Below are 26235 nucleotides of genomic sequence, written 5' to 3'. Positions count from 1 at the left end.
AGATATGCATCATGATGAAGCTTACTGTGTTTCTTGTCGTGTCCTTCTGCCTGAATGTCCAAGCGACGGTAACTGCTCAGCGCCTTTCGCTCCACGTCAATAAGCAACCTATTAAAGAGGTGTTGTTGGAGATTAAGAGTAAGACAGGGTATGACTTTCTCTTTAATCATAATATATTGAAAGGAGCGAAGCCTGTAACGATCGACTTAAAAAATGCATCGTTAAGGGAAGTGTTGGACGCTTGTCTGAAGGGACAAGCACTGGATTATGAGATTGAAGAATCGACGGTGTTGATCAAACGAAGCACCTCGCACCCTACATCGATCGAAGTAGGGCAATCCCGTAGTCTTAAGGGGAGAATTAGCAGCAGCAGTGGAGAATCACTTGCTGATGTTACTGTCCGAAATTTGACATCGGGATTTGTCACCGCCAGTAATCAGGACGGGTGGTTTGAGATACCTGAAGTGAATATAAAGGATGAAATCTCTTTTTCACGGATTGGCTATGCACCCTATAAAATTACGGTGGCTAATTATAATGAGATACATATTGTGCTTTCGCCGGAAGATCAGGACTTGGATGAAGTCGTGGTGGTAGGGTATGGGACCCAACGTCGGGAATCGGTCACAGGCTCAGTGGCGCAGATCAATTCAAAAGAAATCATGCGAGCGCCGGTAGGAAATATTACCAACATGATTACGGGAAAATTGCCGGGACTAATTTCCAGACAAGGAGGAGGAGAACCCGGTAATGACCAATCGACAATGTATATACGCGGCGCGAGTAGCTTTGCTTCGTCTAATGCGCCGGTCGTTATTGTCGATGGTGTACGGCGTTCATTTACCCAGATTGATCCGGAAGAGATCGAGTCAATCTCGATTTTGAAAGATGCCTCTGCCGCTGCAGTGTATGGATTGCAGGCTGCAGCTGGGGTAATTTTGGTGACTACCAAAAAAGGCCGTTCACTGAAACCCTCGGTTCGGTTTAACCACTCTTCACAATTGACCGAAAACACGATGTTTCCTGAATTTCTTAATGGGCCGGAATATGCCTATTGGTATAATAAAGCCCGCATGATCAATGGAAAGGAGCCGTTGTTCAGCAATACTGATATCCGAAAGATTATCGAGGGAGATCCCGAAGGAAAGTGGGGCAATACCAATTGGGTTGACGAATTGTTCCGGATCGGTCGGACATCCCATAGTGGTGTGTCGGTAGAAGGAAAGAATGATAAAATCAGCTATTATTTTTACGGGGGGTATTACAATCAGGATGGAAATGTTAAAAACATCAATTTTGATCGCTACAACCTGAGAAGTAATGTGGAAATAAGAGCTACGGACAATCTGAAGGTACAAATCGGCGTTGGTGGCCGGAAGAGCCAGAAGGTGGCACCAACTTTCAGTACGGAAAAGAATACCTGGAACAATGTCTTTCAACAGGCGATGCGTGCACATCCTTATTTACCTAAGGAGTATGATGGTTATCCGGTAGGTAATATTACGAATGGACCTGTGGTGAGTCCGATTTCAGCATTGGAAGATTCAGGCTTTCGCAGAAATTATAACGACAATTTTCAGAGCAATCTGCGATTGGACTTTGATATGCCTTTTATTACGAAAGGACTATCATCGTTTGTAATGGGAAGTTATGATTACCTCGGTTCTTATGCGAAAGCATTTCAAACGCCTTATTTAATTGCCCAGGGAATAGTGGATCAGACAGGTTTAAAATATCAGATACGGGATTCTTCTGTCGGAAGCCAGACGAAGCTGGCTGAGAATATGTCACGGTCGGGTGAGACGTCTTTGCAGGGTGCTCTAAATTATAATAGGACATTTGGTCAACATACGTTTTCAGGGCTTGTTCTTTACGAGCAATTCCAGACGATAGGTAACAAGTTTTCGATCTCTACTCAGGGTTTAGATTTTACGGAACTTCCAGAGCTGGACTTTGCCAGTGAGCTGACGCCAGGGGATGGTGCATTTTCGGGAAGTAGCAGCATCGTGCCCAGCGCGGGGTTGGTAGGGCGCTTGAACTATGATTATGCGGCGAAATATCTGCTTGAAATTTCCGGTAGATACGATGCTTCTTATAAATTTTCAAAAGACAGAAGGTGGGCATTGTTTCCTGCTGTATCTGTCGGCTGGCGGATATCGGAAGAGGACTTTTTTAGAAATGCTTTGCCTTTTGTGAATAATTTGAAATTAAGAGGGTCTGTTGGTAAGTTGGGGAATGATTCGGGGGTCAAAGCATACACTTTTTTGAGTACCATGGCAATCGCTTCAGATGATCCAAGTGTCGTTATCGGTGGTGTGCCACAAAACGCTTATAAAACCAGTGCCTTGAATAATCCAGACTTATCATGGGAGACGGTCAATATTTATAACGTTGGACTAGAAGCCAACTTATGGAATAATCTACTGGGATTTGAAATAGACGCATTCTATAAAGTAACCGATAATATCCTGGAAACTCAGGGCGGAACTTTCGCTCCGTCGATGGGGGGATATTTTCCTTCGGTGATAAATACCGGGAAGACCGATAATAGAGGATTTGAATTCGGTATCAACCATCATCATCATGTCGGCGCTTTCAATTATGGGGTACAGTTTAATATGAGCTATTACAAAAACCGCTACCTGAGTGTAAGAGATAGTCCGAACACCCCTGATCATTTAAAGCGAAATGGCCGTCCGTTGGGCGAAAAACATGGCTTAGTCGCCTTGGGACTCTTCCAAACGGATGAAGAGGCACAAAATTGGCCAAGCATTTTTGGTGGAAATAAAGCGGGCGATATCAAATACTTGGATGTGAATGGGGATGGTAAATTGACGTATGCAGATGACAGAATGTGGATCGGACATAGCAATATGCCGCAGCTACTTTCCGCATTGACCTTCTTTGGTGAATATAAGGGATTTGATTTTTCGGTTATGTTGCAGGGAGCTGCTCAGGCGGAATATGCTTTAAGTGGTTATTATCCTGAAATTGGCTATGATAATACCGAGTTTACAACAGCCTTCTTTCAATTAGGAAATGCTCCAAAATATCTGGTTGAAAATATGTGGACGCCCGAGAATAGAGATGCTAAATATCCTCGTCTGTCGGATATTAAGGTGCAGAATAATAAATGGGCTTCGACCATGTGGATTGTCGATGGAAGTTACTTAAGGGTAAAAACGGCACAGGTGGGCTACAACTTTTCGAAAAGTTGGGTGAAGAGACTGGGAATGCAAAACCTCCGACTGAACGTATCCGGTGCTAATCTTTTTACCTGGACAGAGTTTAAATACTTGGATCCTGAGGCACCGGATGTTTCCAACGGGTTTTATCCGCAACAACGTGTTTATTCCTTAGGTGTCGACGTTAAGTTTTAAATTTTAGTATCATGAAAAAAATTCTTTATATATTTCTTTTTCTTCCATGCTTGGTGAGTTGCGGTGATTTTTTGGATCCTGATCCGACAGATCGTTTAAGTGATAAATTATTTTGGGAGAAAGAGAGTTCCACCGACTTATATCTGAATTCTTTGTACCTGTATATTCCATCGTATGGAAACTTCGGTGAGTCGCAGTTTAATGATGGTATGCTCACAGAGGGACTGACCAGTATGCTGAAGTATGGAATTGTGGGTATACCCAACCATATTGTACTTAACCCTTATTTTGTGACAGCCGATCAATCGCAGGGATTGGTCATCTGGACGGAGTCGTACAATCGGATCAGGCGGGTGAATGAATTTATCAGTAGCCTGAAAAAATACGCAACATTCCCGGATGAGGTGAAAGTGCGCTATGAAGCACAGGCACGGTTTTTACGCGCGTTTCTTTATTATCAATTGTTGCTGCGCACAAACAGAGTGGTTTTATACGATGATCTGCCAACGTCGAACAACAAAGAGCTGGGCACCGAACAGGAATGCTGGGACTTTGTCGAAGGGGATCTGGACTTTGCTGCTGACAACCTACCTATACAATGGAATGCCGAACAAAGTGGAAGGATTACGAAAGGGGCTGCTTTGGCCATGAAGTCCAGGGCGATGCTGTTAGCTAAGAGATGGGCGAAAGCCCGTGATGCGGCTTTGGATGTCATCGGCTTAAAGGATAATAATGGGGCGCAAATGTACGATTTGAATGGTTCATACACCAATGCATTTAAGTCCTATTTTTCCGGTAATCCAGAATCTATTTTGGAGTTCAGATACCAGCTGCCGGCACCTCATCATAGTTTTGATAGAAAATTTGCGCCGGGAGGAGATTGGCCGAACAATGGTGGAGCAGCATGTCCCACTCAGGAAATGGTGGAAGAATATGAGTTAGCGACGGGCGGGAGCCCGGATTGGTCAGCCTGGCACGGCAAGACGACAGATACACCGCCTTATACGCTCTTAGAACCTCGTTTCCACGCTTCCATATTATATAATGACGCGAATTGGAAAGGTCGTAAGATTGAGGCATTTGTCGATGGTGTTGACGGTTATGTAGATTATGGATTTCAGGCATTGACTTATGGCAAGACCACTACAGGTTATTATGTCCGGAAGTATCTCAATGAGGATATTTCAGATATATCGACGACTTATAGTGACCAACCGTGGATCGAAATCAGACTGGCGGAGGTGTATTTGAATCTGGCCGAGGCATGTTATAATCTGGATGAAACCACAGAAGCGAATGACGCGATAGAGAAAGTTAGAGATCGTGTCGATCTTCCCTACACCGATAAAACCGGGGATGATTTATTTGAAGCCATCCGACACGAAAGAAAGATTGAGTTAGCTTTCGAGGGGTTTCATTATTGGGATCTGAGAAGATGGAGAGTTGCTCACGACGAGCTGAACAATGTGCGCTTCCATGGATTAAAGATTACCAAATCCGGTACAACGTTTACATACGAGTATGTTGATGTGGATAAGGCGGATCGTAAGTTTGCGGAGCGTTTCTATAACTTTCCGATTCCGATTAGTGAGATCGCGAACAACACCTCTTTAAGTCAAGTAAATCTTTGGTAAGCATGACCCTAAAAAATAATTTTATGTTGATGAAACTACATATAAACGCTTTAATATGGTGCAGTGTACTGGTCTTTTTCTCCTGTGAAAAACCGGAGGAAAACATTTCTGCACCTCGATATGGTATTCAAAGCATTACGGCTCAATTCGCAGATGAGTCGTCTTCAGAACAGTTTACTTCGGATCAGGAGCCGCCCTTCGGTGATACCATCCGCATTCAGTTTCCAAAGTATTATCCTCGGAATACTTCTAATCCTATTGATATTACGCATATGCGTATTACGGCGACCTTGCCGGTCAATGTGACGGTACAGCCGAAGCTTAATGTCATGGATTTAACGAAGTTTAATACCATTGAGGTAATCAATAGCAACGGAACAATTGATAAATATGTAATTACAGGAGAGATTGTGGAGTGAAATTTGAATGACGGGGGCTCTTTATGAGAACTTTCCAAAAAAACAAAAAATAAACAGATGAAATTAAAATATATACTGACGATAACAGCATTTTTGCTGATAGGACTAATCTCCTGTAAGGAAGATAAGGGGCCTATGAATTATTACCATCGGGTAGATCCTGTTGTGAGCTTGACGGCTACGCTTGACGGTTCAACTCAAGTGTTTTCCCCTAGGGAGGAAAGCTTGAAATCCAATGATATTCTTATCGATTTTCCTTATTATTTCCCCGAAGAGTCGGACGATGAAATCGATGTGTCTAAGGTAAAACTGGATATTGTATTCCATGACGAGATTAAAGTGCTCACCAATATCCCTGACCTCGTTGATTTGAGAAATCCATTTGTCATTAAAATTGAGAATGCCGATGGCAAGAGCGAGGATGTACGAATTATCGCTGATGTCAAAAAAAGTGATCGGGCCCAGATATTGAGCTTTTCGCTTCCTTCGGTAGGTTTGAACGGTACGGTTGTGCAATCGGTGCGTATGATTGGTGTTGATAGAAGCGGTCATGATTTATCCAATCTTGTACCGGAGATCACAATTTCAGGAGGTGCTACCATATCGCCTGATCCAAGTGTTGCCCAGAACTTCAACAATAGAGTTGAATATACGGTTACAGCTCAGGACGGTACGCAACAGGTTTATACGATAGAAGATTTGTCCAGCATCAATAATTTTGAAATTTCGAAGGGGGTGAATATTGCCTCTTGGCTGTCTACACCGATGTACGATGGTGCGCAAAGGAAGGCATTCTTCACCGAGGCTGATGTTGCGCTGCTTGCCGATTTGGGATTTGACCACATTCGGTTGTGCGTCGATGAGATTGTGTTGTGGGATGAAGGGGGGAATAAAATCAGGCCTTATGGGTTTGACCTGCTTCATGATGCGATAAATTGGTGTGTGGTGCATAATATGCGTGTGTTAGTGGATATGCATATTACCCGGAACCATAGGTTTACCAACACGGAAAATGCGCTATTTACCGATCCGAATGAGCCAGCAAAATTTGTAAAATTGTGGGAAGACATGTCAGACGAGTTGAAGGATTATCCTAACTCACTGGTAGCCTATGAATTGTTGAATGAGCCGGTGTCGGGAAGTGCGGCAAACTGGAATAGGGTGTCTGCTCTGGCGATCAATGCTATACGGGCAAAAGAAGCCGATCGGACGATCGTTGTTGGCGTTTGTACTGCCGGTGGTAATGTGCGGTATGCCGACCTGACGTTGCCATCGACTCACAATATTCTGTTGACTTATCACTATTATGGTCCTTATCTATTGACCGCTTATGGTCTGTCATCGACCACCGGTGGGCGTACGGATATTCCTATCCAGTATCCCGGACGGCTAGTGCCGGAAGAATGGATTAGTCAGCTACCGGCTAATTGGCAGTCTACAGGTCAACGTTTCTACGATAGAGATATCTTGGAAACAAACATGCAGGCAGGGATGAATATGGCACAGCGGTTGAATGCTCCGGTATTTGTGGGTGAATTCGGTACGATGAACACGACTCCCGAGCCCGCCCGTTCTAACTGGTATAGGGATATTGTTTATATCTTGAATAAACACCATGTTCCGTATACATCTTTTGATTATAAAGGTAAGGGCTACAGTGTCGTCAACGAAAATCTTACTTTACGTTACCCGGGTATTATCGATATATTAACGGGTAAATAATTGTCAAAAGGTACATACGTTGTACTAAAATATACCTCGTAGAATGTGCTTGAATACTGTTTGCACAATCTGCGAGGTTTTGTTTTTAATCCTATCTTCTTTTTAAAGTGAAAGAAAACGAAACTTTTTGGTTGTAAATAAAAATAAATTGTATATTCGATCATTGTTTATCGTAATTATATGAAACAATAGAGAAGCCTAAACAAATAGATCTATTCAATGGAAAGAAAAGTAAATTATTTCAAAGTTATGTTGGCTTTTATAGCCTTCTCTTTTTTAACAACATCTTGTGGAGACAGTGTTAATGTCAATGATGGAGATACTAAAATCACGGTCTCATCTCCTTCAATAACATCCGTAACTGCTACATGTTTTTATAACTCTACCGTGGTTATTAACGGTAGTAATTTCAGTTCGAATAAAGAAGATAACATCGTGAAGTTCGGAACGGTACAAGCTACAGTTATGTCGGCGACAAAGACGACACTGAAAGTAACAACTCCGGATTTAGGTACTGCTGCTAACGCAGACATCACCGTTACGATAGCTGATAAGGTTTCGAATGCCCGAAGCATTGCTGTCGATGCCGATCAGAACAAGGTAGCCACATACGATTGGACTGAACATACAGTGAAGCCAGGGGTTATTTACAAAACAGGCCAATTCACGTTGTTTGGTCCAGCTCAACGAAGAATATATGTATTGGATGTCACCCTTAACGCGAGCAATACTTTGGGCATAGGTGTTTCTACGAGTACTGCCGCCACGGTGACCATTTGTAATGATTACGATGCCGTCGCCGGTGTGAATGCAGGTTATTTTCCATACAATGGATCCAGCAACAAGGATCCCTATATCCGGATTGACGGATTGACGGTTCAGGCAGGCCATTTGGATGTCAACCAGATATTCACAAATTCGGCTCTTATTATACATAACAACGTGGCTACGGTGCGGAAATTTACGAATAGCGGCAAGAACCTGAACCTGGTCGCTGCAGCAATTCCTCCCACACAGGCTCAGAACGTCATCGTATGTGGCCCGATGCTGATTACATCCGGTGTAATAGAAAATTTAGATATGTCTGTAGGACATAATAATTCGTCGACGGGAAGAACAGGATTGGGTGTTACCGCCGACGGCAAACGTGTGTTTATGGTAGTTGTAGATACAGGAGGAAGTGTAACTGGAATAAGCACGCTGAATTTAGCTAAGATATTGCAGGCATTAGGGGCTGAGAATGCGATGAATTTTGATGGTGGTGGTTCGTCGACGATGTTTGTTAAAAATCAGGGTAACAACGGTCTTGTTAACTATCCTGCCGGAGGAACTTGGCAGAGACCTGTCAAAAGTGTGATTTATGTAAAATAACACATACTCTTCATTGCTAAACTAGTTTGTATTACTTACTTTTGAAGCAATACTAACTGTAGATACAATTATATATTCACGCCTGATGAAGGATATCCAGACGGAAATGCAGATAAAGAAACTTTTTGAACAATATTATATTGCTCTAGTGGAGTTTTCGTGGCATATCGTAAAATGCCGGGAGACAGCTTTCGATATCGTTCAGGATACTTTTGTCAAAATTCTCGAAAAGGCTGAGACGCTTCCTGCACAGGAAAACGCATTGAAAGGTTACCTCTATTCATCGGTCAAGAATACGTCACTCAATCATCTTAGACATCAAAAGGTGACCGATGCCTACTACACATCCGGTACATGGGGTGAAGCGGATGAAGCACCTATTTTAGATGCGTTGATATACGCCGAGACGGTTAATAACCTACACAAAGCAATCGCGTCTCTTCCCAAGTCGTGTCAGGAAGTTTGTAAATTAACCTATATCGAAGGGAAGTCGAACGCTGAGGCGGCAGAGCTGTGCGGTGTATCCATCAATACTATAAAGACACAAAAGAGACGGTCGGTCGAACTCTTGCGGCATAGGCTTGTACCTACCCTTAATTCCCTCAAAACTTTACTTTTCTCCTTTTTCTAAAAATATTTTTCGTCTTTTTCATTCTTTTTCCAAGTAGGCGTGTCTTATCTATAAATAGGGGAATATTCCTTTATGCATTGAAATATGGACAAGACTATTCATGGATACACATCATATAAGAGCTGCTGAGCTTGTCGCCAGATATTTGCAGGGAGAGATTACCTCCAAAGAGGCTGAGGAGCTGATCTCTTTAATGGAAAAATATCCATCACTACGGTCTTGGGTAGAAGATAAAGAGGCATCCTTGGAAAAGATCGGAAAGCGGATGTCAGACTATGAATCAATTGATCCAGAGAAGGACTGGCAATTGATATGGGATAGGTATGACCGCAAACCCATGCAAGAAAGACGCTTTAATAAGTGGTGGGTCGTCGCTGCCTCTATTATAGCTATATGCGTTGTTGGCGGAAGTCTTTTTTGGAAGGAGAGATCAGGTCTTCCCAAGGCTGAGGCACAGTTAGCTATGGAAGTTACACCCGGCAAGGAAGTAGCAACGTTAGTGTTGTCGGATGGATCGACAGTAGAATTGGGTGATAACAGTCCGCAAACTATTACGGATGGTGCGCTTCAATTGGCAGCATCCGGCTCGATGTTGGATTACAGTGAAGTCAAGAATACCCAACCTCAGATCCATAAGCTTCAAGTCCCATTAGGAGGAACATTTCAAATTCAGCTTTCTGATGGTACTAAAGTCTGGCTGAATGCAGACTCTGAATTAGAATTTCCATCTACTTTTGTCGGCGATGAGCGGAAGGTAAAAGTACGGGGTGAAGCTTATTTTGAGGTAGCCAAAGATCCATCTAAACCGTTCCGGGTAGAGGTAAACGATACCCAGGTGGAAGCTTTAGGTACGGCATTCAATATCAATACGCATCTTTATCGCGGGACGACGAAGACCATTCTGACCGAGGGCAAGATCAAGGTCAGTTCCGGTGGAGAGTCCAAGGTAATCGAACCGGGTTACGGAACCATCAGTGGGCAAGGCAATATTCAGGTCGGAAAAGCGGATATAGAGGAAGCGCTGGCATGGAAGGACGGCTATTTTTATTTTGATAGCAAGAATCTTAGAGAAGTATTGGAGGAAGTCGCCCGATGGTATAACGTCGAGGTAGATATGCGCAATACACTGGCCAACCAAAAATATAGAGGTGGGATTAAAAAAAGTGAATCCATACAAGCGGTCTGTGCGGTGCTGAGTGATCTGACCGCATATCATGTCAGTATCGAAAGGAAAAAGATAGTTGTTAAATAATCAAAAAGGATAAAACCAAAATATGATGAAAAGAAAGCATATGAAAACAAAGTAATTGAGGTATGAAAACTGGGAGTACGGCTATACCCCCAGTCTGAGACCAAGACAAAAACTAACATAGTTAAATCAACTAATTTATAAATCTTAATCGTTACAAAGGTATGTATTATATCTGTAGGAGACAATGGCATCGAGGTCGTTGTGTCTATCTAACCAAAATCATTCTCGCAATGAAATTGACAATTGTTTTTATGTTGATAGCGACACTGCAGGCTGTGTCTGCCACGGGGCTTGCCCAGACAGTCTCTTTGCGACTGAAAAACACCTCTTTGCAAGAGGCTTTTTCCGCGATCAGGCAACAGACGGGATACCGGTTTATCTATCAGGATGGGGTCTTGAAAAATACAAGCAAGATCAACCTGGTACTAAAGAACGTTTCACTTGACAATGCTATGAACAAGCTCATGGAAAAGCAACCACTGACTTACCATTTGCATGATGGTACAATCGTCATAAAAGCTGCCAATCGAAGGAGTGTTTCTGGTAACGATAACGTGAATGTTCAGCAGAAGACGATCCAGGGTAAGGTCATCGACAAAGAGAATAATCCTATTCGCGGTGTGTCGGTTATGATTAAAGGGTCTCAGGTTGGGACACAGACAGATGCCAATGGTGAATTCTCATTTCCTTTTATGGATGCCGGATCTATATTGGTATTGAGCCATACCGGATATCTCACTAAGGAGGTGCCGGTGACTTCAGAAGCTCCGTTAGCGATCGTCATGGAAGTGGATCCCGAATCGTTGGAAGAGGTTGTGGTCGTTGCATTTGGTACGCAAAAGAAAACCGATATGGTTGGATCAGTGACACAGGTTAAACCGTCCAACCTCCGTGTACCTTCCAGTAATCTAACTACGGCATTGGCGGGACAAGCCGCAGGCATTATAGCTTATCAACGCAGCGGTGAGCCTGGACAGGATAATGCCGATTTCTTTATCCGTGGGGTGACGTCTTTTGGAACCGGTAAGGTGGATCCATTGATCCTGATCGATGGTATGGAATTGAGTGTGACCGAACTGGCACGTTTACGTCCGGATGATATTGAGAGCTTCTCGATTATGAAGGATGCCACATCTACGGCACTATACGGAGCACGTGGTGCGAATGGTGTCATTTTCGTGACCACCAAGCAGGGAAAGGAAGGGGCGGCTAACATATCGTTTCGTTCAGAGGCTTCTATGTCTGCGGCGACACGAAATGTAGAATTAGCAGATCCGATATCGTATATGAAGCTCTACAACGATGCTTTGTATTCGCGATCCCCATTTGAGAAAGAGTTTTATACGCAAGAAAAGATAGATGCAACAGCAGAGGGAAATCATCCATTTATATTTCCGGCAGTAGACTGGCGAGAGGAGCTTTTCAAAAATAATACCTTGAACCACCGCCATAACTTGAATGTCAGCGGTGGCGGAAAGATTGCCCGTTATTATGTGGCGGGATCGTATGCACAAGACAACGGGATGTTGAAAGTGCCTGCTTTCAATAACTTTAACAATAATATTGATCTCAAAAGTTATACACTACGGGCAAACGTAAATATCGATCTGACTAAAAACACGGAACTTATTGTGCGTTTGAACGGTAACTTTGATGATTACAATGGTCCGATCGAAGGTGGAGCTGCCATTTATAATCAAGTTATCCGGGCGAGTCCAGTGGATTTTGTGCCGGTCTATCCGAAAAACGAACAATTTCATTACGTAGAGCATCTTATGTTTGGTGGCAGAGCGGATCAACCTTTTATAAATCCTTATGCCAACATGGTAAGAGGATATAAAGACTACACACGTTCGTTGATGATGGCACAGATGGAAGTTAAGCAAAATCTGTCTTTTTTGACAGAAGGCCTCCGCTTTCGGACCATGCTCAATACCAATAGGATATCGAGATTTGATATCGAGCGTGCTTCTATACCTTTTTATTATGAAATTACAGCTTCTGATCGGCGTACTGGAGCGTATTATCTTGATCAATTTGAAATTGGACGGGAGTATTTAGGGTTTGGTGTCAATGAAGATCTGAGGCAGCAAAACTCGGTGTTTTACTTGGAATCTGCTTTTGACTACAACCGGACTTTTGGTCAGAAGCATGGGTTGAGCGGATTGCTTGTATATATTATGCGTTCAGGCTTGGATGCGCGAGCCAATAGTATGCAATTGTCTCTTCCTTCCCGAAACTTAGGTGTTTCCGGAAGAGCTACATATTCCTATGACAGTCGATATTTTGCGGAGTTTAACTTCGGATATAACGGTTCGGAACGCTTCCACGAGAGCCAGCGTTTTGGGTTTTTCCCGTCTGCTGGTATTGCATGGAGTGTCTCGAACGAGAAATTTTGGGAGCCGCTGAAAAGTAAAATCAATAATTTCCGTTTGAGAGCAACTTACGGATTAGTAGGTAATGACCAGATTGGCCGGGCACAAGATCGTTTCTTTTATCTTTCTGAAGTGAGTAATGGTAGTAGCTTTGGTTTTGGTAAGGTCGTGAGAGATATTGAAACAGGAGCGAGGGTGACCCGGTATGCGAATCCAGATATCAGTTGGGAAACTTCGTATAAATCTAATTTAGCTTTAGAACTGGGCTTATTCAATAAAATTAACATTCAGGCCGACTTTTTTCAGGAACGCCGTACGAATATCCTGATGGCCCGAGCTAATATTCCTTCTACAATGGGGCTAACGGCTACCCAACAGGCCAATGTGGGTGAAGCCGCAGGCCGCGGCATGGAAATGTCAGTGGATGTCAATCACAGCCTATCGAATGGAATATGGATACAAGCCAGAGGTAACTTTACTTTTGCTCAAAGTGAGTATAGGGTTTATGAAGAGCCTACGTACGAAAAAGAGTGGTGGAAGTCCCGGATTGGCTATCCTATCAGCCAGCAGTGGGGCTATATTGCCGAGCGACTATTTGTTGATGATGAAGAGGTGCGAAATTCGCCCACACAGTTTGGAGGTAACAATATCGCCGGTGATATCAAGTATAAAGATGTCAATGGCGATGGTCAGATTACAGCGTTGGATCAAGTACCGATCGGATTTCCAACGATGCCCGAAATCATCTATGGGGCCGGCTTTTCGGTGGGATGGAAAAATATTGACCTGTCCGCATTCTTTCAAGGGTCAGCAAACTCTTCTTTTTGGATAAACCCGTCAAATATACAACCGTTTGTTGGTGGCAAACAGGTAATGCAAGCCATAGCGGATAATCACTACTCTTTGGACAATCCGAATCTGTATGCGATGTATCCCCGCTTAAGCACGGAGAATCAAAGTAATAATATGCAGACAAGTACGTGGTGGGTGCGCAAGGGTGATTTCCTGCGGTTGAAACAAGCCGAACTGGGCTATGCATTTCCCAGACATATCACAGAAAAGATGCACATGAAAAATTTGAGGTTATACCTGAGCGGGTCAAACCTTTACAATTTAAGTCATTTCAAATTATGGGATATCGAAATGGGAGACAATGGTTTGGGATACCCGCTTCAACGGGTGTATAACCTGGGCATTAACGTTACTTTCTAAATTTATGAAAACGATGAGATTAAGAAATTTTCTTCTTAGTGTGCTGATGCTAAGTGTCAGTTATTCTTGCAATAAGTATCTAGATGTGGTGCCGGATGGTATAAGGACTTTAGAGTCTTCATTTAATATGCGGTCCGAAGCAAAGAAATACCTGCATACTTGCTATGCATATCTACCGAATTTTGCCGGACGTCAATCCAACCCGGGCTTTTTTGGGGCTGACGAGATGTGGGCACCGGAATCGAGTCTTGCGAGCTATGCCGGGCTTAATATTTCTATGGGCATGCAAAATACAAATAACCCCTTTTTGTCATATTGGGCTGGAGGCACTCACACGACAGATTTATGGGAAGGAATAAGCCAGTGTAATGTGTTTTTGGAGCATATTGCTTTGGTGCCCGATATGGATGTGTGGGAGAAAGATCAATGGGCTGCAGAGGTCAAATTTCTGAAGGCCTACTACCATTTTTTGTTACTCCGCGCGTATGGGCCGATACCCATCAATCGTGAGAATATTCCTATTTCAGCATCAATTGAGGAAGTTCGGGTATTCCGTGAGCCAGTGGATGAGGTATTCGAATATATTGTTGAATTGATGGAAGAAGCTGAAGGGGATCTCCCGTTACATCTTATCAATGAAGACTTAGAGTATGGTCGAATCACTTATCCGATTGTCGTCGCGATGAAAGCCAAAGTATTGACCTATGCTGCAAGTCCGTTGTTTAACGGTAATCCCGATTATGCTGGTTTTACGGATAAAAATGGTAGACATTTGTTTAATACAGTATACGATCCTAACAAATGGCGACGTGCAGCGGATGCGCTTAAAACTGCGATTGATGTTGCACATGAAGCCGGACATGAACTGTATTATTTTCAATTAACCCCACAGACTCAAAATATATCTGCTGTCACTAAGAAGGAGATGGATATACGTGGCGCTTTTTCGGAACGCTGGAACACGGAAATCCTTTGGGTACAGAGCAGCAGTTTTACAGGAGAGCTACAGGGGCAGGTGATGCCGATTAATATGTCCCGTACGGAGGTATATAATGTCCCTTCTGGAGGTGGTACGGCTGGTGCCACAATGAATATTGCGAACATGTTCTATACTGCAAATGGCCTCCCCATTAATGAAGATGCCACTTGGCATTATAACGAACGTTTTGATCTGAGACAGGGGTCCACAGATGAGCGGTATTATATACAACAAGGAGAAACAACAGCTGCTCTTCATTTCGAGCGCGAGCCACGTTTTTATGCTTCTTTGGGGTTTGACCGAGGTAAGTGGTATGGTCGTGGCGTATATGATGATAATGCATCATTTTATTTACAAATGAGGGCGGGGGAATATGCGGGTCAAAAACAGCTCAACCGATATGCTATTGGAGGATATTACCCTAAGAAATTGGTACATTATGAAACCCGACATACTGCACCTACTGCTTTTACGCCTACTAATTATCCCTGGCCTATCTTGCGGCTGAGTGATTTGTATCTATTATATGCTGAGGCACTGAACGAAGTTGAAGATAGTCCAACGAGTGAGATATTCCGATATCTCGACCTGGTTCGTACGAGGGCTGGAATACCGGGTGTAGAATATGCCTGGTTATATTTTTCGCGTAACCCGAATAAAATAGATAGTAAAGACGGTTTAAGAGAGATCATCCAACGGGAAAGAACTATTGAAATGGCGTTTGAGGGCGAGCGTTTTTGGGATGTGCGCAGGTGGAAGACAGCTCCGTTGGAGCTGAATAAGCCGATTCAGGGATGGGATGCTCATCAGTCTGCCCCAGAAGGGTTCTATAGGGTGCGTGATCTGTTTGATCAGCAATTTACGTTCCGGGATTATTTTTGGCCTATAGCCGAAAATGATTTGATCGTCAATAAAAATTTAGTTCAGAACCCAGGTTGGTAACGAGACGTCAATACGTAATAGAACCAGGAGATATCGTAATTACAGGATAAATGGTAGTTTATAAGAAATTGGATACTACTATAAAATATACATAATATGAAGAGAAGAATCTTATTTTTCTTTACTATTCTACTTTTTGTAGGGTGCAAAGAATCACAACATACCCCCATGGTACATGATGGCAGTGTACCTGGATCATTGAGCAATATCAAGGTCGAAAATATGCCCGGGGCGGCCAAAATAAGTTATACACTACCCGATGATCCCAATGTACTATACGTACAGGCGGAGTATTCGTTGTTGTCGGGCGAAACCAAAGTGGTCAAATCCTCAGTTTCCAAAAACTATGTGTTACTTGAAGGGTTTTACAGTACGACGGAGCGACCGGTAAAATTGTTTGCCGTAAGCCGCTCTGAAGTCCCTTCCGATGCTCCTTCCGTAATAACAATCAAACCGTTGACCTCGCCTATAGAAAATGCGCGTGCTACCCTCGAAGTATTTGAAACCTTTGGTGGCCTTGGCCTCAAGTTTTTAAATGAAACCCAAGCGTCTTATATTATCTATACCTTGTATAAAGATACTGAAACGGGTAATTGGATAGAACACGACCGCTTCTATGTATCGGATGCACGTGAGGTGAAGTTTGCAGTAAGAGGGCTTGCAGCAGAAACTAAGGATTTTGGGATATATTTTGTAGACAAGTGGAAAAACCATTCGGATACACTTTTTCGTACCCTGACACCGCTATACGAAGAGGAAATGGATAAGAGTTTGTTCGCGAATGCGATGTTATTCGATGATTATTATACGCCCCGATACGCGGCTTATCCGTTGAGTATGCTTTGGACACCTGGTGGAACAACTTATTTCTTGATGCAGCCCGCTCCAGAACTTACATTACCCAACTGGTTTACCATAGATTTAGGAAGAGCCTATAAGTTTGGTCGTATGCGGGTAAACCAATTGTCTCATTCGGATACATGGCAGTTTGCCTCAGGCTCACCTCGAGTATTTGAAATATGGGGCAGTAATGTAAAATCTACAAATTGGGACGATTGGACATTGATGGGGACATTCGAATCAATAAAACCATCCGGAGAACCGTTGGGAACATTAACGGCAGATGACCGGGCTTTAAATGCAAGAGGGGAAGATTTTGATTTTGAACCCATGGATGAATCTTTTCGCTATGTCCGCTTTAAAACAAAAGAAACCTGGGGCGGGAATCCCGACGTGACATTGTTGGAATTGACATTTTGGGGGCAGATCGCAAATTAAAGGATGGATTATAACGCATACGAAAAAATAATAAAGATGAAAAATAACAGAATTTCGTTTCTCATAGCATTATTCGTGTTGATGGGATTCCTATTCAGCTGCAAGGAGATGGATTATACTTACCGACAGTTTGTCGAGGATGGAGAGACCGTCTATATCTCCAAAGCCGACTCCATCGTAGTGCGGGGAGGAAATCAAAGGGCCGAAGTCAGCTGGTTGTTGCTTTCTGATCCGAAGGTAACAAAATACAAGATGTACTGGAACAATAGAAAGGACTCCGTGGAGGGATCGATCCAGAAGACCGAAAAGGTGGATACGATCAAGGTCATGGTGAATAATCTTGCCGAGGGCGTGCATGAGTTCGAAATCTTTTTGTACGACAAACTGGGGAATACTTCTATACGATCATCCAAAGTAGGGAGGGTTTATGGTCAGCGGTTTCAGAGTAGTCTGTACAATAGAGTTATCCGTTCGATGAAAAGAGTAAATGCGAGAAAGGATTTGGATATTTTATGGTTGGCTGCAGATAATGAGATCGTTTATTCTGACATTAAATACAATAATGTGGATGGGGAGGAAGTTACTGTTAAGCTAAAGGCGCAGGAAGAAACTTTGGTCTTACCCGGCTTTACCCTCGATGGAGATTTTTATATACGAACAGCTTTCCTGCCGGACACATTGGCATTGGATACTTTTTATGTGGATTTTGAAAGGGTCGAGGTGCCGCCAGCAGGAGTCGAAATCCGACTGGATAAGTCGCTTTGGAAGAATCCGGGTATTGGTAACAAAGGTGAATATTACACTACCGCTAGGGCTGCGGGTACGGCATTTGAGAAAATTTGGGATGGTATCGAGGATCAAAATGGCTACTATAGGATGTCAGACGCTGCGGCTGTCCCTTCTCCTCCGAGTTCTTTTGCTATTGATTTGGGCGCAAAATACATTTTAACCAAGATGAGGCTCCATACGTTGGCACACAGTACCATTTGGGCGTATAATAATGGAGCTCCCAAAAAGTTTGAGGTATATGTCAGCAATACGGGGTCAAGCAACTGGGATGACTGGGTTTGGGTGCAGCTTGGAGGAGAATTTGAGGTCATCAAACCTTCCGGATCATCAGGGGTTACTGACGATGATATGGCATTTGCCCAAGCTGGACATGATTTCACCTTTCCGGAGAGTGAAGATGAGGTGGGCTATAGGTATGTACGTTTTCGGACGATGGAAACATGGAAGGAGACGAGTAAAGATATTACCATAGCCGAACTCACCTTTTGGGGGTACGAGAAGTAGTGGGATCAGAGATGACGTAAAAAATATTAGGGATATACAGATTTGAATAATAAAAAAAGATGAACGTACAGAAACTTATTATTTGTGGTATATGGTTGTTTTTTGCAACATGTGCATGTAAAAAAAATACGCAAGGTGTTCCTCAAACAACAACAGATCCGACAGAGGAAGAAACAAAGGAACCGGAGACACCAGAGCCGCCTAAGTTCACCAATTTAGGGCCGCAAGTCACCGAGTCAACCATTCAGAGTGGACAATTTGTAACTACTGCTGAAGGTATTGAATTGGTGTATAGCGTAGTTAAAGGGACACCGTCCCGGTTGGTTGGCCTTGATGCAAACAACGGCAGGTTATTGGTAAATTTGGCATTAGCGGGGACAGAAACGTCTTGGTCGGTAACGCTGTCGACAGACGGATGGTTGTATGTTGCCGGAGGAGATAACGGGAAAGTGTTTAAGCATAAACCCGGTAGCGTGCTCGTAGAAGACTTGGGTAAGGCATTGCCTTCTGAAACATATGTTTGGGAAGTTACAGCAGGCAAGAACGGTGAGATATTTGGTTGTACCTTTCCCGGTGCCCGTGTGTTTCGCTACCACCCCAACGACGGTTTCTCGGATGTGAGTAAGGGGGCTTTGGTCGCAGGAGAGAAGTATGTGCGCACATTGGCATATAGTCCGTCCAACGATAAGCTGTATGCAGGCGTGGGGTCACTCGCGGCGAATCTGATCGAGCTAGACCCGAGAACAGGTGAGAAAAAAGAAATCCTACCCATAGTAGAGCGAAAATCCGGTTTCGTCTATCCATTAGTATTGGTTCCTAACGTAGCCGGAGGAAGTCGCCTGTTTGCGACGGTCAATGGGAAGACGTTAGTTTATAATGTCGACCAAAGTACCGCTGTCGAACGAGAGATAACCGGTATCAGTAGCCGCGCCTATGCTCGTTCGCTCTCGGATCCCTACAAGGTCTATCACAGCCACAGTTCTACCGAGTTACGCGTATATGATTTTGCAACGTCATCAACTACTTCAGTAAAAGTAGGAAGCACGGCTCGGGCATTGGCAATGACCTGGGGAAAAGATGGGTTGCTCCATATATTAAATGACGCGAATAAACTGGTGAAATTTAATGTGGTAAATTCTCAATCCACGACTGTAGATGCATCTGTCCCCCCACAGCCTATCAATATCCGCATCACCGCTTTAGGGGCCGATGGGAGGATACATACGAGCGGTTATCCCGGTGGGGGAAACGGTGCATATGATCCCGAGACAGGTGAGATTCTGAGTTACTCGGGAATGGGGCAAGCGGAGTCCATCGTTGTCGACGGAACGGATACCTATTTTAATATTTATCCGGGAGCCCATATTTACAAATATGATTCCAGACAGCCTTGGGTGATGAACACAAATCCACGACGGGTAGCGACGGTAACCGGACAAGATCGGATCTTTGGCGTCGTTGTTACTCCCCCCAGACATAATAGCTTGTTTTTAGGTACAGTGGCAGATTACGGCGAGAGAGGAGGTGTATTGGCCCGATATGATAAGACCACTAATCAGATTACGAATTATGGTGAGATTGTTACGGATCAATCGATCATCAGCTTATTATACAAGGACGATATGATTTATGGGGGTACATCTATTTTTGGCGGTGGAGGTACAGTAGCTTCACAGACGGAGGCTAAACTATTTGTGTGGGATATTATGGGCAATAGGAAAGTAAGTGAAATCATTCCGGTCAGCGGAAAAAGGCAGATCACCAATCTGATCATCGGCCCGGACGGTTATATCTGGGGTGTTGCAGAGGATACTTTGTTTATCTATGATCCAAAAACGAATACGGTGAGGAGTACCCATAAATTGGTGGATCGGTATTTTTCGGCCAGCTGGAAAAGTATAGAGCTTGTAATACATCCTAACGGCAAAGTCTACGGTGCCGGTGCATTTGGTGGTGCGATGTTCAGTATAGACCCATCGACCATGAAGGTTACCAAGCTAATGGACGATGCAGCATGGATTTCCATGGACAAAAAGGGACGGTTGTATTTTAGTCGGGGAGGAGACCTGTGGCAATATAATCCGGGTAATTGAGATGATGGAAAAATAAGATTTGTATATGGAAAACTTAATAGGAAAGCCCTGACGACAAATAAATCAACAGCACGGTCCATTGATACTGTGACAGGTTCTTGCGGAGATGACGAAGTGCCTGCGTGATGTAATTTTCTACTGTCCGGGTGGAGATACCCATAAGCTGTGCAGTTTCGGTGATAGATTTGTGCATAAAACGGCTGAGACGAAATGCTTCCTGACATTTGGGGGGCAGCTGCTTAATATGCTGCTCGATAGCCGCTTTGATATCGCTCATATCCATCAGCTGTTCTATGCTGTTATCGTATTCCTGTGCAACGAATAAAGCAAGATGTTCGGTATAACGCTGACGAACTTTCTCTGAACGTATATGGTTCAATATTTGGTATTTAGCAGCTTTGAAAAGATAGCCTTCCAATGCGGAATAGGACTGGAACCCGGGTTGGCTTAGGTAGAGCGAGACAAAGATTTCCTGTACGATTTCTTCACTGATCAAACGGTCACGTACACGATTATGAATATACTGTAGGAGCCTGTCGGCCAAGCGATGGTAAATCGTTTCAAAGGCAGTTTTGCTTCCATTTTGTAAAGCAGCCAACAAGTCTTTATTTTCGAGGTTCTCCATCGGTTATATATTCCAACCTTTTTTAGTTATTGGTACAATAATATGAATTTTTTTTAAATCGACTATGTGTACAGTATAGCTTATGTTATTTATATATTAAGAACATGTAAAGTTAGCTATCACATTTTAATGAATCGAGACAAGTTTGATATACTTATTCGCAAGTACCAGAACGATGAACTAACAGGCGCCGAGAAGGAGCTGATGGATCAATGGTTTGAGAGCTTGGATTCTGGCAGAAGCTATCATTGGACCGCCGCCGAGATCGATGCCCATAAAGATAGAGTTTGGATTGCAATCCAACAGCGTGAACAGCGCATATCGTTCCGTTCTGTGTGGATTAGAAAATGGATGCCTTACGCAGCTGCTGTTCTTATATTTGCCGTATTGGGAAGCATCTACTATCTGCATTTTCACTCAAATACGATTCAATTGCCAAGGATGGAAAATAGGCCGCTATCCGGCGTAGCGGAAAGTGTGAAGCCGGGTGGGAACAAGGCTACGTTGACCTTAGCAGACGGTACTATCGTGACATTGAGCGAGGCTTATTCAGGAATAGTAAATGCTGATGGGGAAATACGATACGAGGATGGAAATTCGCTGTATAATGTCGATAGTAAGCAGGATGATGATTCGTTGTCGTATGCGGTGTTAGCCGTTCCGAGAGGAGGGCAATATCAGGTGGTATTGCCGGATGGCAGCAAAGTGTGGCTCAACGCTGGGAGTACGCTTAAATATCCTTTACGATTTAATTCGCGCGAACGGATGGTTGAGTTAGAGGGGGAGGCTTATTTCGAAATCGTTGGCCTGCAGGGGCCGCATGGAGGGCGAATCCCTTTTAGGGTTACAACATCGGATCAAACCGTTGATGTCTTAGGGACAACATTCAATATATCGGCTTATGCAGATGAGGCCGAAACGAAGACTACCCTGATCAGTGGACAGGTACGTGTGGCAAGCTCCGGGAAAGACCAGGCGGTTATACTCCGACCCGGTGAGGAATCTTGGGTACATCATACAGCAGATATACAAGTGAAGCCTGCTCATATAGATGTAGCAATAGCTTGGAAATCGGGCATTTTCTATTTTGACGAAACGCCATTTCCTCAGCTGTTGAAACAGATTGCCCGCTGGTATGATATCGATGTGGTTTATGAAGGGAAGCAACCAACGGAGGCCTTTTCTGGCAAAATGAGTCGCAATGTCGATCTGAGTGTGCTCATGAAATTTTTGAAGGATTCGGGAATTAATCTGCAAATAGAAGGTAATAAATTAATTGTAAAAAAATAACTATAAATAAATTGAAGGAGGAATACATGAAGCCAACATAAAAAAGAAACGAACAGGGAGATGATTCCAGCATCCCCCTGCATGTTCGGATATCCCAATTCTGATTAGTTCAAGAAAACCAGATTATAAATTATCCAATTGCTCAAAGTTAATGAAAAAATATCAACCGTATATATGGGATAGATGTCCTATATATAAAAATAAATTATGTAACCACGCCTCATCAAATTGGTTTTGGCCATTTGGTTCGGTCAGAAAAAGAGTTCTTATGCGTATCAATATTGTAGCCATCCTGCTATTCGTCGGATGTATGCAGATCAGTGGGAAGTCACGTTCGCAGACTGTCAGTATGAAAGCAAAGGCACAATCTCTAAGTTCCGTTTTCTCGACGATAGAGAAGCAGACGGGGTATTATGTCATGTACAGCTCACGAACAATCCAGTCTGCTGTTCCGGTCTCGATTACGGCAACGAATATGCCGTTGAAAGAGTTTTTAGAAAAAGTATTAACTCCGCAGTCACTGAACTATACCATTGACGAGAAAACTATATTGGTTACGAGAGCAGACCGGCAACAGCGGGCTGCGGTATCCTCCTCTTCTGTAGCCATAGAGCAGCAGCGGGAGATAAGCGGTCGGGTGACGAATGTAAAAGGTGATCCTGTAGTAGGTATTACGGTTGCGGTAAAGGGTACCGCTGTTGTCGCGATGACCGACGACCGGGGCAATTATCATATCATGGCTCCAGAATCGGCAAGGGAGCTTGTCTTCACCGGCGTAGGTTATGCGATGTCAGAAGTTTCGATCGGGACATCGAATTCGATCGACGTATTACTTCAAGACGCTGTTAGTCATCTCGATGAGGTCATCATTGTCGGCTATGGCACACAGAAACGAAGAAATGTAGTGGGTTCGGTCAGCCAGATCGATGGTGAGGAGCTGCAGAAAGCACCTGCCATGAATCTTACAAATGCATTAGCAGGACGATTGCCCGGTCTGACGACATTGCAACAATCCGGCAGACCTGGAGCGGACAATGCGACCTTACGTGTAAGAGGGACGAGTTCATATGCCTCTCAACAAACACCATTGATTCTGATAGACGGTGTACAGCGTTCTTCGTTTGCTTATTTGGACCCTGCGGAGATCGAGAGTATTTCTGTTCTAAAAGACGCAGTGTCCACAGCCGTATACGGTCTTCAGGCAACCAACGGTATCATCCTCATCACGACAAAGAAAGGGAGGGCCAACGATACGAAGATCAATTATGAGGGCTCTTTTCAGATTGGGCAAAACACCCGTTTTCCCAAGTTCCTGAATGCAATTGATTATATGATGTGGCATAGCAAAGGAATTGACCTGGACAATGATTATCTGATCCATCAGAATAGCGATCCAGTACCGTATGTGTATGGGCCACGATTGATACGTTCCATATATGATGGTACAAACACGAATCCCTTATTTGGTCAAACGGACTGGGTAGGCGAATTGTTGGGCAATAACAGCAAGTCCCAGCACCATTCGGTCTCTATATCTGGAGGAAATGAAAAATCCCGATATTTTTCTTCCTTATCCCACTTGGATCAAGGTGGAGTAATCAAAAACACGAACTTCAAAAGGTACAATGTACGGACAAATGTTTCGTCAAAATTGACCAACCTGCTGTCTGCAGACCTGAATGTAGCCTATAGGGTAGAAGTAGGCAAGACACCGGGCATCTCACCGGATAATACAGCTTATCTCAATCCGTTTTATCAGGCGGCCATGATGTTACCCAATCTTCCCATGTATGCAGAGAATGGAATTTATACAGCTTATAACAGTTCGCCCGGCTGGATCAATCCACTGGCTTCCGTAGAGCATTCGGGGTATCAACACCGTAACAATCATGTATTTCAAGGAGACGTTAACCTAAAATTTTCTATTCCCGGAATTGAAGGTCTGGATCTGCAATTGCTGATGGCTTATGATAAAACAAGTCTGGAATCCAAATCCTGGTTGCAGCCCTACAAGCTGATGGGAAGAGCTCGGGATCAAAAAACAGGAGATTTTGTTGAGCTGAGCACGACACCTGGTATTACCAAGACATCCTTGACACAGGCACATAACCAAAATAACAGGATGACATTCAGGCCATATATCAATTATACCCGCTCTTTTGGGCTGCATGACATTTCGGTGTTGGGGTTGTACGAATGGTCGAAATATCAGCAGAGCATTTTGACAGGAGGAGCCAGAAACTTCCCGTTAGAGGGACTTCATGACCTGGACTTCGGCAGCACCGAACCCGATGATATGGTAAGACCAGGAGGTAACAGCTCTCACGAAGCACGAGCGGGTTATGTGGCTCGCCTGAACTATGCGTTTGATTCAAAATACTTATTGGAAGTAGCTTCCCGTTGGGATGCCTCCGTCAATTTTGCTCCGCAGAACCGGTGGAAAATGTTTCCCGGTTTGGGTTTGGGCTGGATCATTTCCAGCGAAGACTTTTTTAAGGACAATGTTCCCTTTGTGAATTTCCTTAAGCTGAAGTATTCTACAGGTAAAACCGGAAATGACAAAGTTGGCGAAAGCAATGATTTTGCTTATTTGCAGACCTACCTTAGACCGGAGAAAGGAGCTGCGGTATATGTGATCGGAGGATCTCCTGTTACTTCTATATACACAAGCAGGCCACCGAATCCCGATTTGATCTGGGAGACCAGTACAACACATAATATCGGCTTTGAATCACAGTGGTTGGATAATAAACTTGGTTTTGATCTGGAATTCTTCCATCGCTTTACGGTGGATATCTTGAATCCGGCTTCGGGACTGTTTCCTCCGACAATGGGTGGATATTACCCTGGCGTATTCAACGATGGGGAGATGCTGAACCGCGGTATCGATGCGCAATTGCGTTACACGGATCAGGTCAATGATTTCAGGTATAGTATTACCGGGAATTTTAATTGGGCAAAAAATAAAATCATCACCAGACGGGAAAGTGAAAACCTTCCAGCATGGCAACGTACGGTAGGGCATTCGCATGGTGCGAAGCTGGGCTTTGTCGTGGATGGTATGTACCAGACCTGGGAGGAGACCAAAGATGCGGTTTCTCCGTCGGGCGGAGTGGTTGCTCCTGGTTTTTACAAATATCGTGACCTGAATAATGATGGGCGTCTGACAAGAGTAGACGACATGACCTTTATCGGGCGAAGCAATATACCGGAAATTATGTACGGACTGAATATAGATCTGCAATATAGAGGTTTTGATCTGTCGACTTTATTTCAAGGAGCAGCACTTTCCGATGTATTCCTGTCGGGTCCTTACGAGGGTTCTTCTGCGACAGATGATATCGATGCCTTTACAGTGATGTCCAGAACATTTTATCAGAACGGTAATACCCCTTATTTTCTCGTTGAAAATTCATGGAGACCGGATAATCCCAATGCCGAGTTTCCTCGATTGACGGCTGGAAAGGCCGCTTTAGGTGCACATAATGCACATGCTAACTCAGGCTATCTGCGCAATGGAGCATACCTGCGACTGAAATCGCTACAGATCGGCTATACGATTCCAACGGATGTCGTACAAAAAGTAAGATTGGGTGGTGTTAGACTGCATGCCACAGCCTCCAACCTCTTCACTTGGGATTACCTGAAATATTTTGATCCCGAAATGCCAAATGTAAATAATGGGTTCTATCCGCAGCAAAAGCTATTTGCCTTTGGCGTTTCTGTTACATTTAAATAA

At 43.8% G+C, this 26235-nt stretch carries 15 protein-coding genes; 14 read left to right on the top strand and 1 reads right to left on the bottom strand.

Features of this window, described 5'->3' with window-relative positions:
- The first annotated feature begins 11 nt into the window (after window positions 1-11).
- From G5B30_RS12045 to G5B30_RS11990, 12 genes are all read left to right on the top strand, one after another.
- Window positions 12-3380 (top strand): TonB-dependent receptor, encoded by a 3369-nt coding sequence (locus tag G5B30_RS12045; RefSeq protein WP_165320254.1) that lies wholly within the window; start codon window positions 12-14, stop codon window positions 3378-3380.
- Window positions 3381-3391: 11 nt separating this feature from the next.
- Entirely contained in the window at window positions 3392-5014 is a 1623-nt protein-coding gene (locus G5B30_RS12040) for a RagB/SusD family nutrient uptake outer membrane protein (protein ID WP_165320253.1), read from the top strand.
- 29 nt (window positions 5015-5043) lie between these two features.
- Entirely contained in the window at window positions 5044-5433 is a 390-nt protein-coding gene (locus G5B30_RS12035; protein ID WP_165320252.1) for a DUF5018 domain-containing protein, read from the top strand.
- Window positions 5434-5490: 57 nt separating this feature from the next.
- Window positions 5491-7155 carry a DUF5018 domain-containing protein gene (locus G5B30_RS12030; RefSeq protein WP_165320251.1) on the top strand — a complete coding sequence of 555 codons (1665 nt, stop codon included), beginning with the start codon at window positions 5491-5493 and terminating at the stop codon, window positions 7153-7155.
- A gap of 219 nt (window positions 7156-7374) precedes the next feature.
- Entirely contained in the window at window positions 7375-8526 is a 1152-nt protein-coding gene (locus tag G5B30_RS12025) for a phosphodiester glycosidase family protein (RefSeq protein WP_165320250.1), read from the top strand.
- Window positions 8527-8611: 85 nt separating this feature from the next.
- A complete protein-coding gene (locus G5B30_RS12020) occupies window positions 8612-9157 on the top strand; it encodes an RNA polymerase sigma-70 factor (protein WP_165320249.1) in 546 nt (181 codons plus the stop codon).
- A 100-nt stretch (window positions 9158-9257) separates the two neighbouring features.
- Entirely contained in the window at window positions 9258-10409 is a 1152-nt protein-coding gene (locus G5B30_RS12015; protein ID WP_165320248.1) for a FecR family protein, read from the top strand.
- 230 nt (window positions 10410-10639) lie between these two features.
- Window positions 10640-13996: a TonB-dependent receptor gene (locus tag G5B30_RS12010; protein ID WP_240903197.1), complete on the top strand. Its 3357-nt coding sequence runs from the start codon at window positions 10640-10642 to the stop codon at window positions 13994-13996.
- 13 nt (window positions 13997-14009) lie between these two features.
- A complete protein-coding gene (locus G5B30_RS12005) occupies window positions 14010-15917 on the top strand; it encodes a RagB/SusD family nutrient uptake outer membrane protein (RefSeq protein ID WP_165320246.1) in 1908 nt (635 codons plus the stop codon).
- Between the two features lie 96 nt (window positions 15918-16013).
- Window positions 16014-17195, top strand: coding sequence for a DUF5000 domain-containing lipoprotein (locus tag G5B30_RS12000; protein WP_165320245.1), 1182 nt, complete (start codon window positions 16014-16016; stop codon window positions 17193-17195).
- A gap of 36 nt (window positions 17196-17231) precedes the next feature.
- A complete protein-coding gene (locus G5B30_RS11995; RefSeq protein WP_165320244.1) occupies window positions 17232-18488 on the top strand; it encodes a DUF4998 domain-containing protein in 1257 nt (418 codons plus the stop codon).
- A 59-nt stretch (window positions 18489-18547) separates the two neighbouring features.
- Complete coding sequence (locus G5B30_RS11990; protein ID WP_165320243.1) at window positions 18548-20581, top strand: WD40 repeat domain-containing protein; 2034 nt, start codon at window positions 18548-18550, stop codon at window positions 20579-20581.
- A gap of 34 nt (window positions 20582-20615) precedes the next feature.
- Here the strand turns inward: G5B30_RS11990 and G5B30_RS11985 are convergent, their stop codons facing one another.
- Complete coding sequence (locus tag G5B30_RS11985; RefSeq protein ID WP_165320242.1) at window positions 20616-21206, bottom strand: RNA polymerase sigma factor; 591 nt, start codon at window positions 21204-21206, stop codon at window positions 20616-20618.
- A gap of 129 nt (window positions 21207-21335) precedes the next feature.
- Here G5B30_RS11985 and G5B30_RS11980 point away from each other — a divergent pair, with 129 nt between their 5' ends.
- Window positions 21336-22496, top strand: coding sequence for a FecR family protein (locus G5B30_RS11980; RefSeq protein WP_165320241.1), 1161 nt, complete (start codon window positions 21336-21338; stop codon window positions 22494-22496).
- A gap of 268 nt (window positions 22497-22764) precedes the next feature.
- Window positions 22765-26235 (top strand): TonB-dependent receptor, encoded by a 3471-nt coding sequence (locus G5B30_RS11975; protein ID WP_165320240.1) that lies wholly within the window; start codon window positions 22765-22767, stop codon window positions 26233-26235.

Origin of the sequence: Sphingobacterium sp. SGG-5 (assembly GCF_011043525.1) — a bacterium.
In the GTDB taxonomy this organism is placed as follows: Bacteria; Bacteroidota; Bacteroidia; order Sphingobacteriales; family Sphingobacteriaceae; genus Sphingobacterium.
Note: the sequence above shows the minus strand (reverse complement) of the source record. Positions and strands in the feature narration are given on the sequence as shown.

Bases quoted from the DNA above. Each gene is read 5' to 3' on its own strand.
- G5B30_RS12040 (WP_165320253.1), top strand. From the start codon at position 3,392: ATGAAAAAAATTCTTTATATATTTCTTTTTCTTCCATGCTTGGTGAGT.
- G5B30_RS12000 (WP_165320245.1), top strand. From the start codon at position 16,014: ATGAAGAGAAGAATCTTATTTTTCTTTACTATTCTACTTTTTGTAGGG.
- G5B30_RS12020 (WP_165320249.1), top strand. From the start codon at position 8,612: ATGAAGGATATCCAGACGGAAATGCAGATAAAGAAACTTTTTGAACAA.
- G5B30_RS11990 (WP_165320243.1), top strand. From the start codon at position 18,548: ATGAACGTACAGAAACTTATTATTTGTGGTATATGGTTGTTTTTTGCA.
- G5B30_RS12015 (WP_165320248.1), top strand. From the start codon at position 9,258: ATGGATACACATCATATAAGAGCTGCTGAGCTTGTCGCCAGATATTTG.
- G5B30_RS11975 (WP_165320240.1), top strand. From the start codon at position 22,765: ATGCGTATCAATATTGTAGCCATCCTGCTATTCGTCGGATGTATGCAG.
- G5B30_RS12010 (WP_240903197.1), top strand. From the start codon at position 10,640: ATGAAATTGACAATTGTTTTTATGTTGATAGCGACACTGCAGGCTGTG.
- G5B30_RS12025 (WP_165320250.1), top strand. From the start codon at position 7,375: ATGGAAAGAAAAGTAAATTATTTCAAAGTTATGTTGGCTTTTATAGCC.
- G5B30_RS11985 (WP_165320242.1), bottom strand. From the start codon at position 21,206: ATGGAGAACCTCGAAAATAAAGACTTGTTGGCTGCTTTACAAAATGGA.
- G5B30_RS12030 (WP_165320251.1), top strand. From the start codon at position 5,491: ATGAAATTAAAATATATACTGACGATAACAGCATTTTTGCTGATAGGA.
- G5B30_RS12045 (WP_165320254.1), top strand. From the start codon at position 12: ATGATGAAGCTTACTGTGTTTCTTGTCGTGTCCTTCTGCCTGAATGTC.
- G5B30_RS11980 (WP_165320241.1), top strand. From the start codon at position 21,336: ATGAATCGAGACAAGTTTGATATACTTATTCGCAAGTACCAGAACGAT.
- G5B30_RS12035 (WP_165320252.1), top strand. From the start codon at position 5,044: ATGAAACTACATATAAACGCTTTAATATGGTGCAGTGTACTGGTCTTT.
- G5B30_RS12005 (WP_165320246.1), top strand. From the start codon at position 14,010: ATGAGATTAAGAAATTTTCTTCTTAGTGTGCTGATGCTAAGTGTCAGT.
- G5B30_RS11995 (WP_165320244.1), top strand. From the start codon at position 17,232: ATGAAAAATAACAGAATTTCGTTTCTCATAGCATTATTCGTGTTGATG.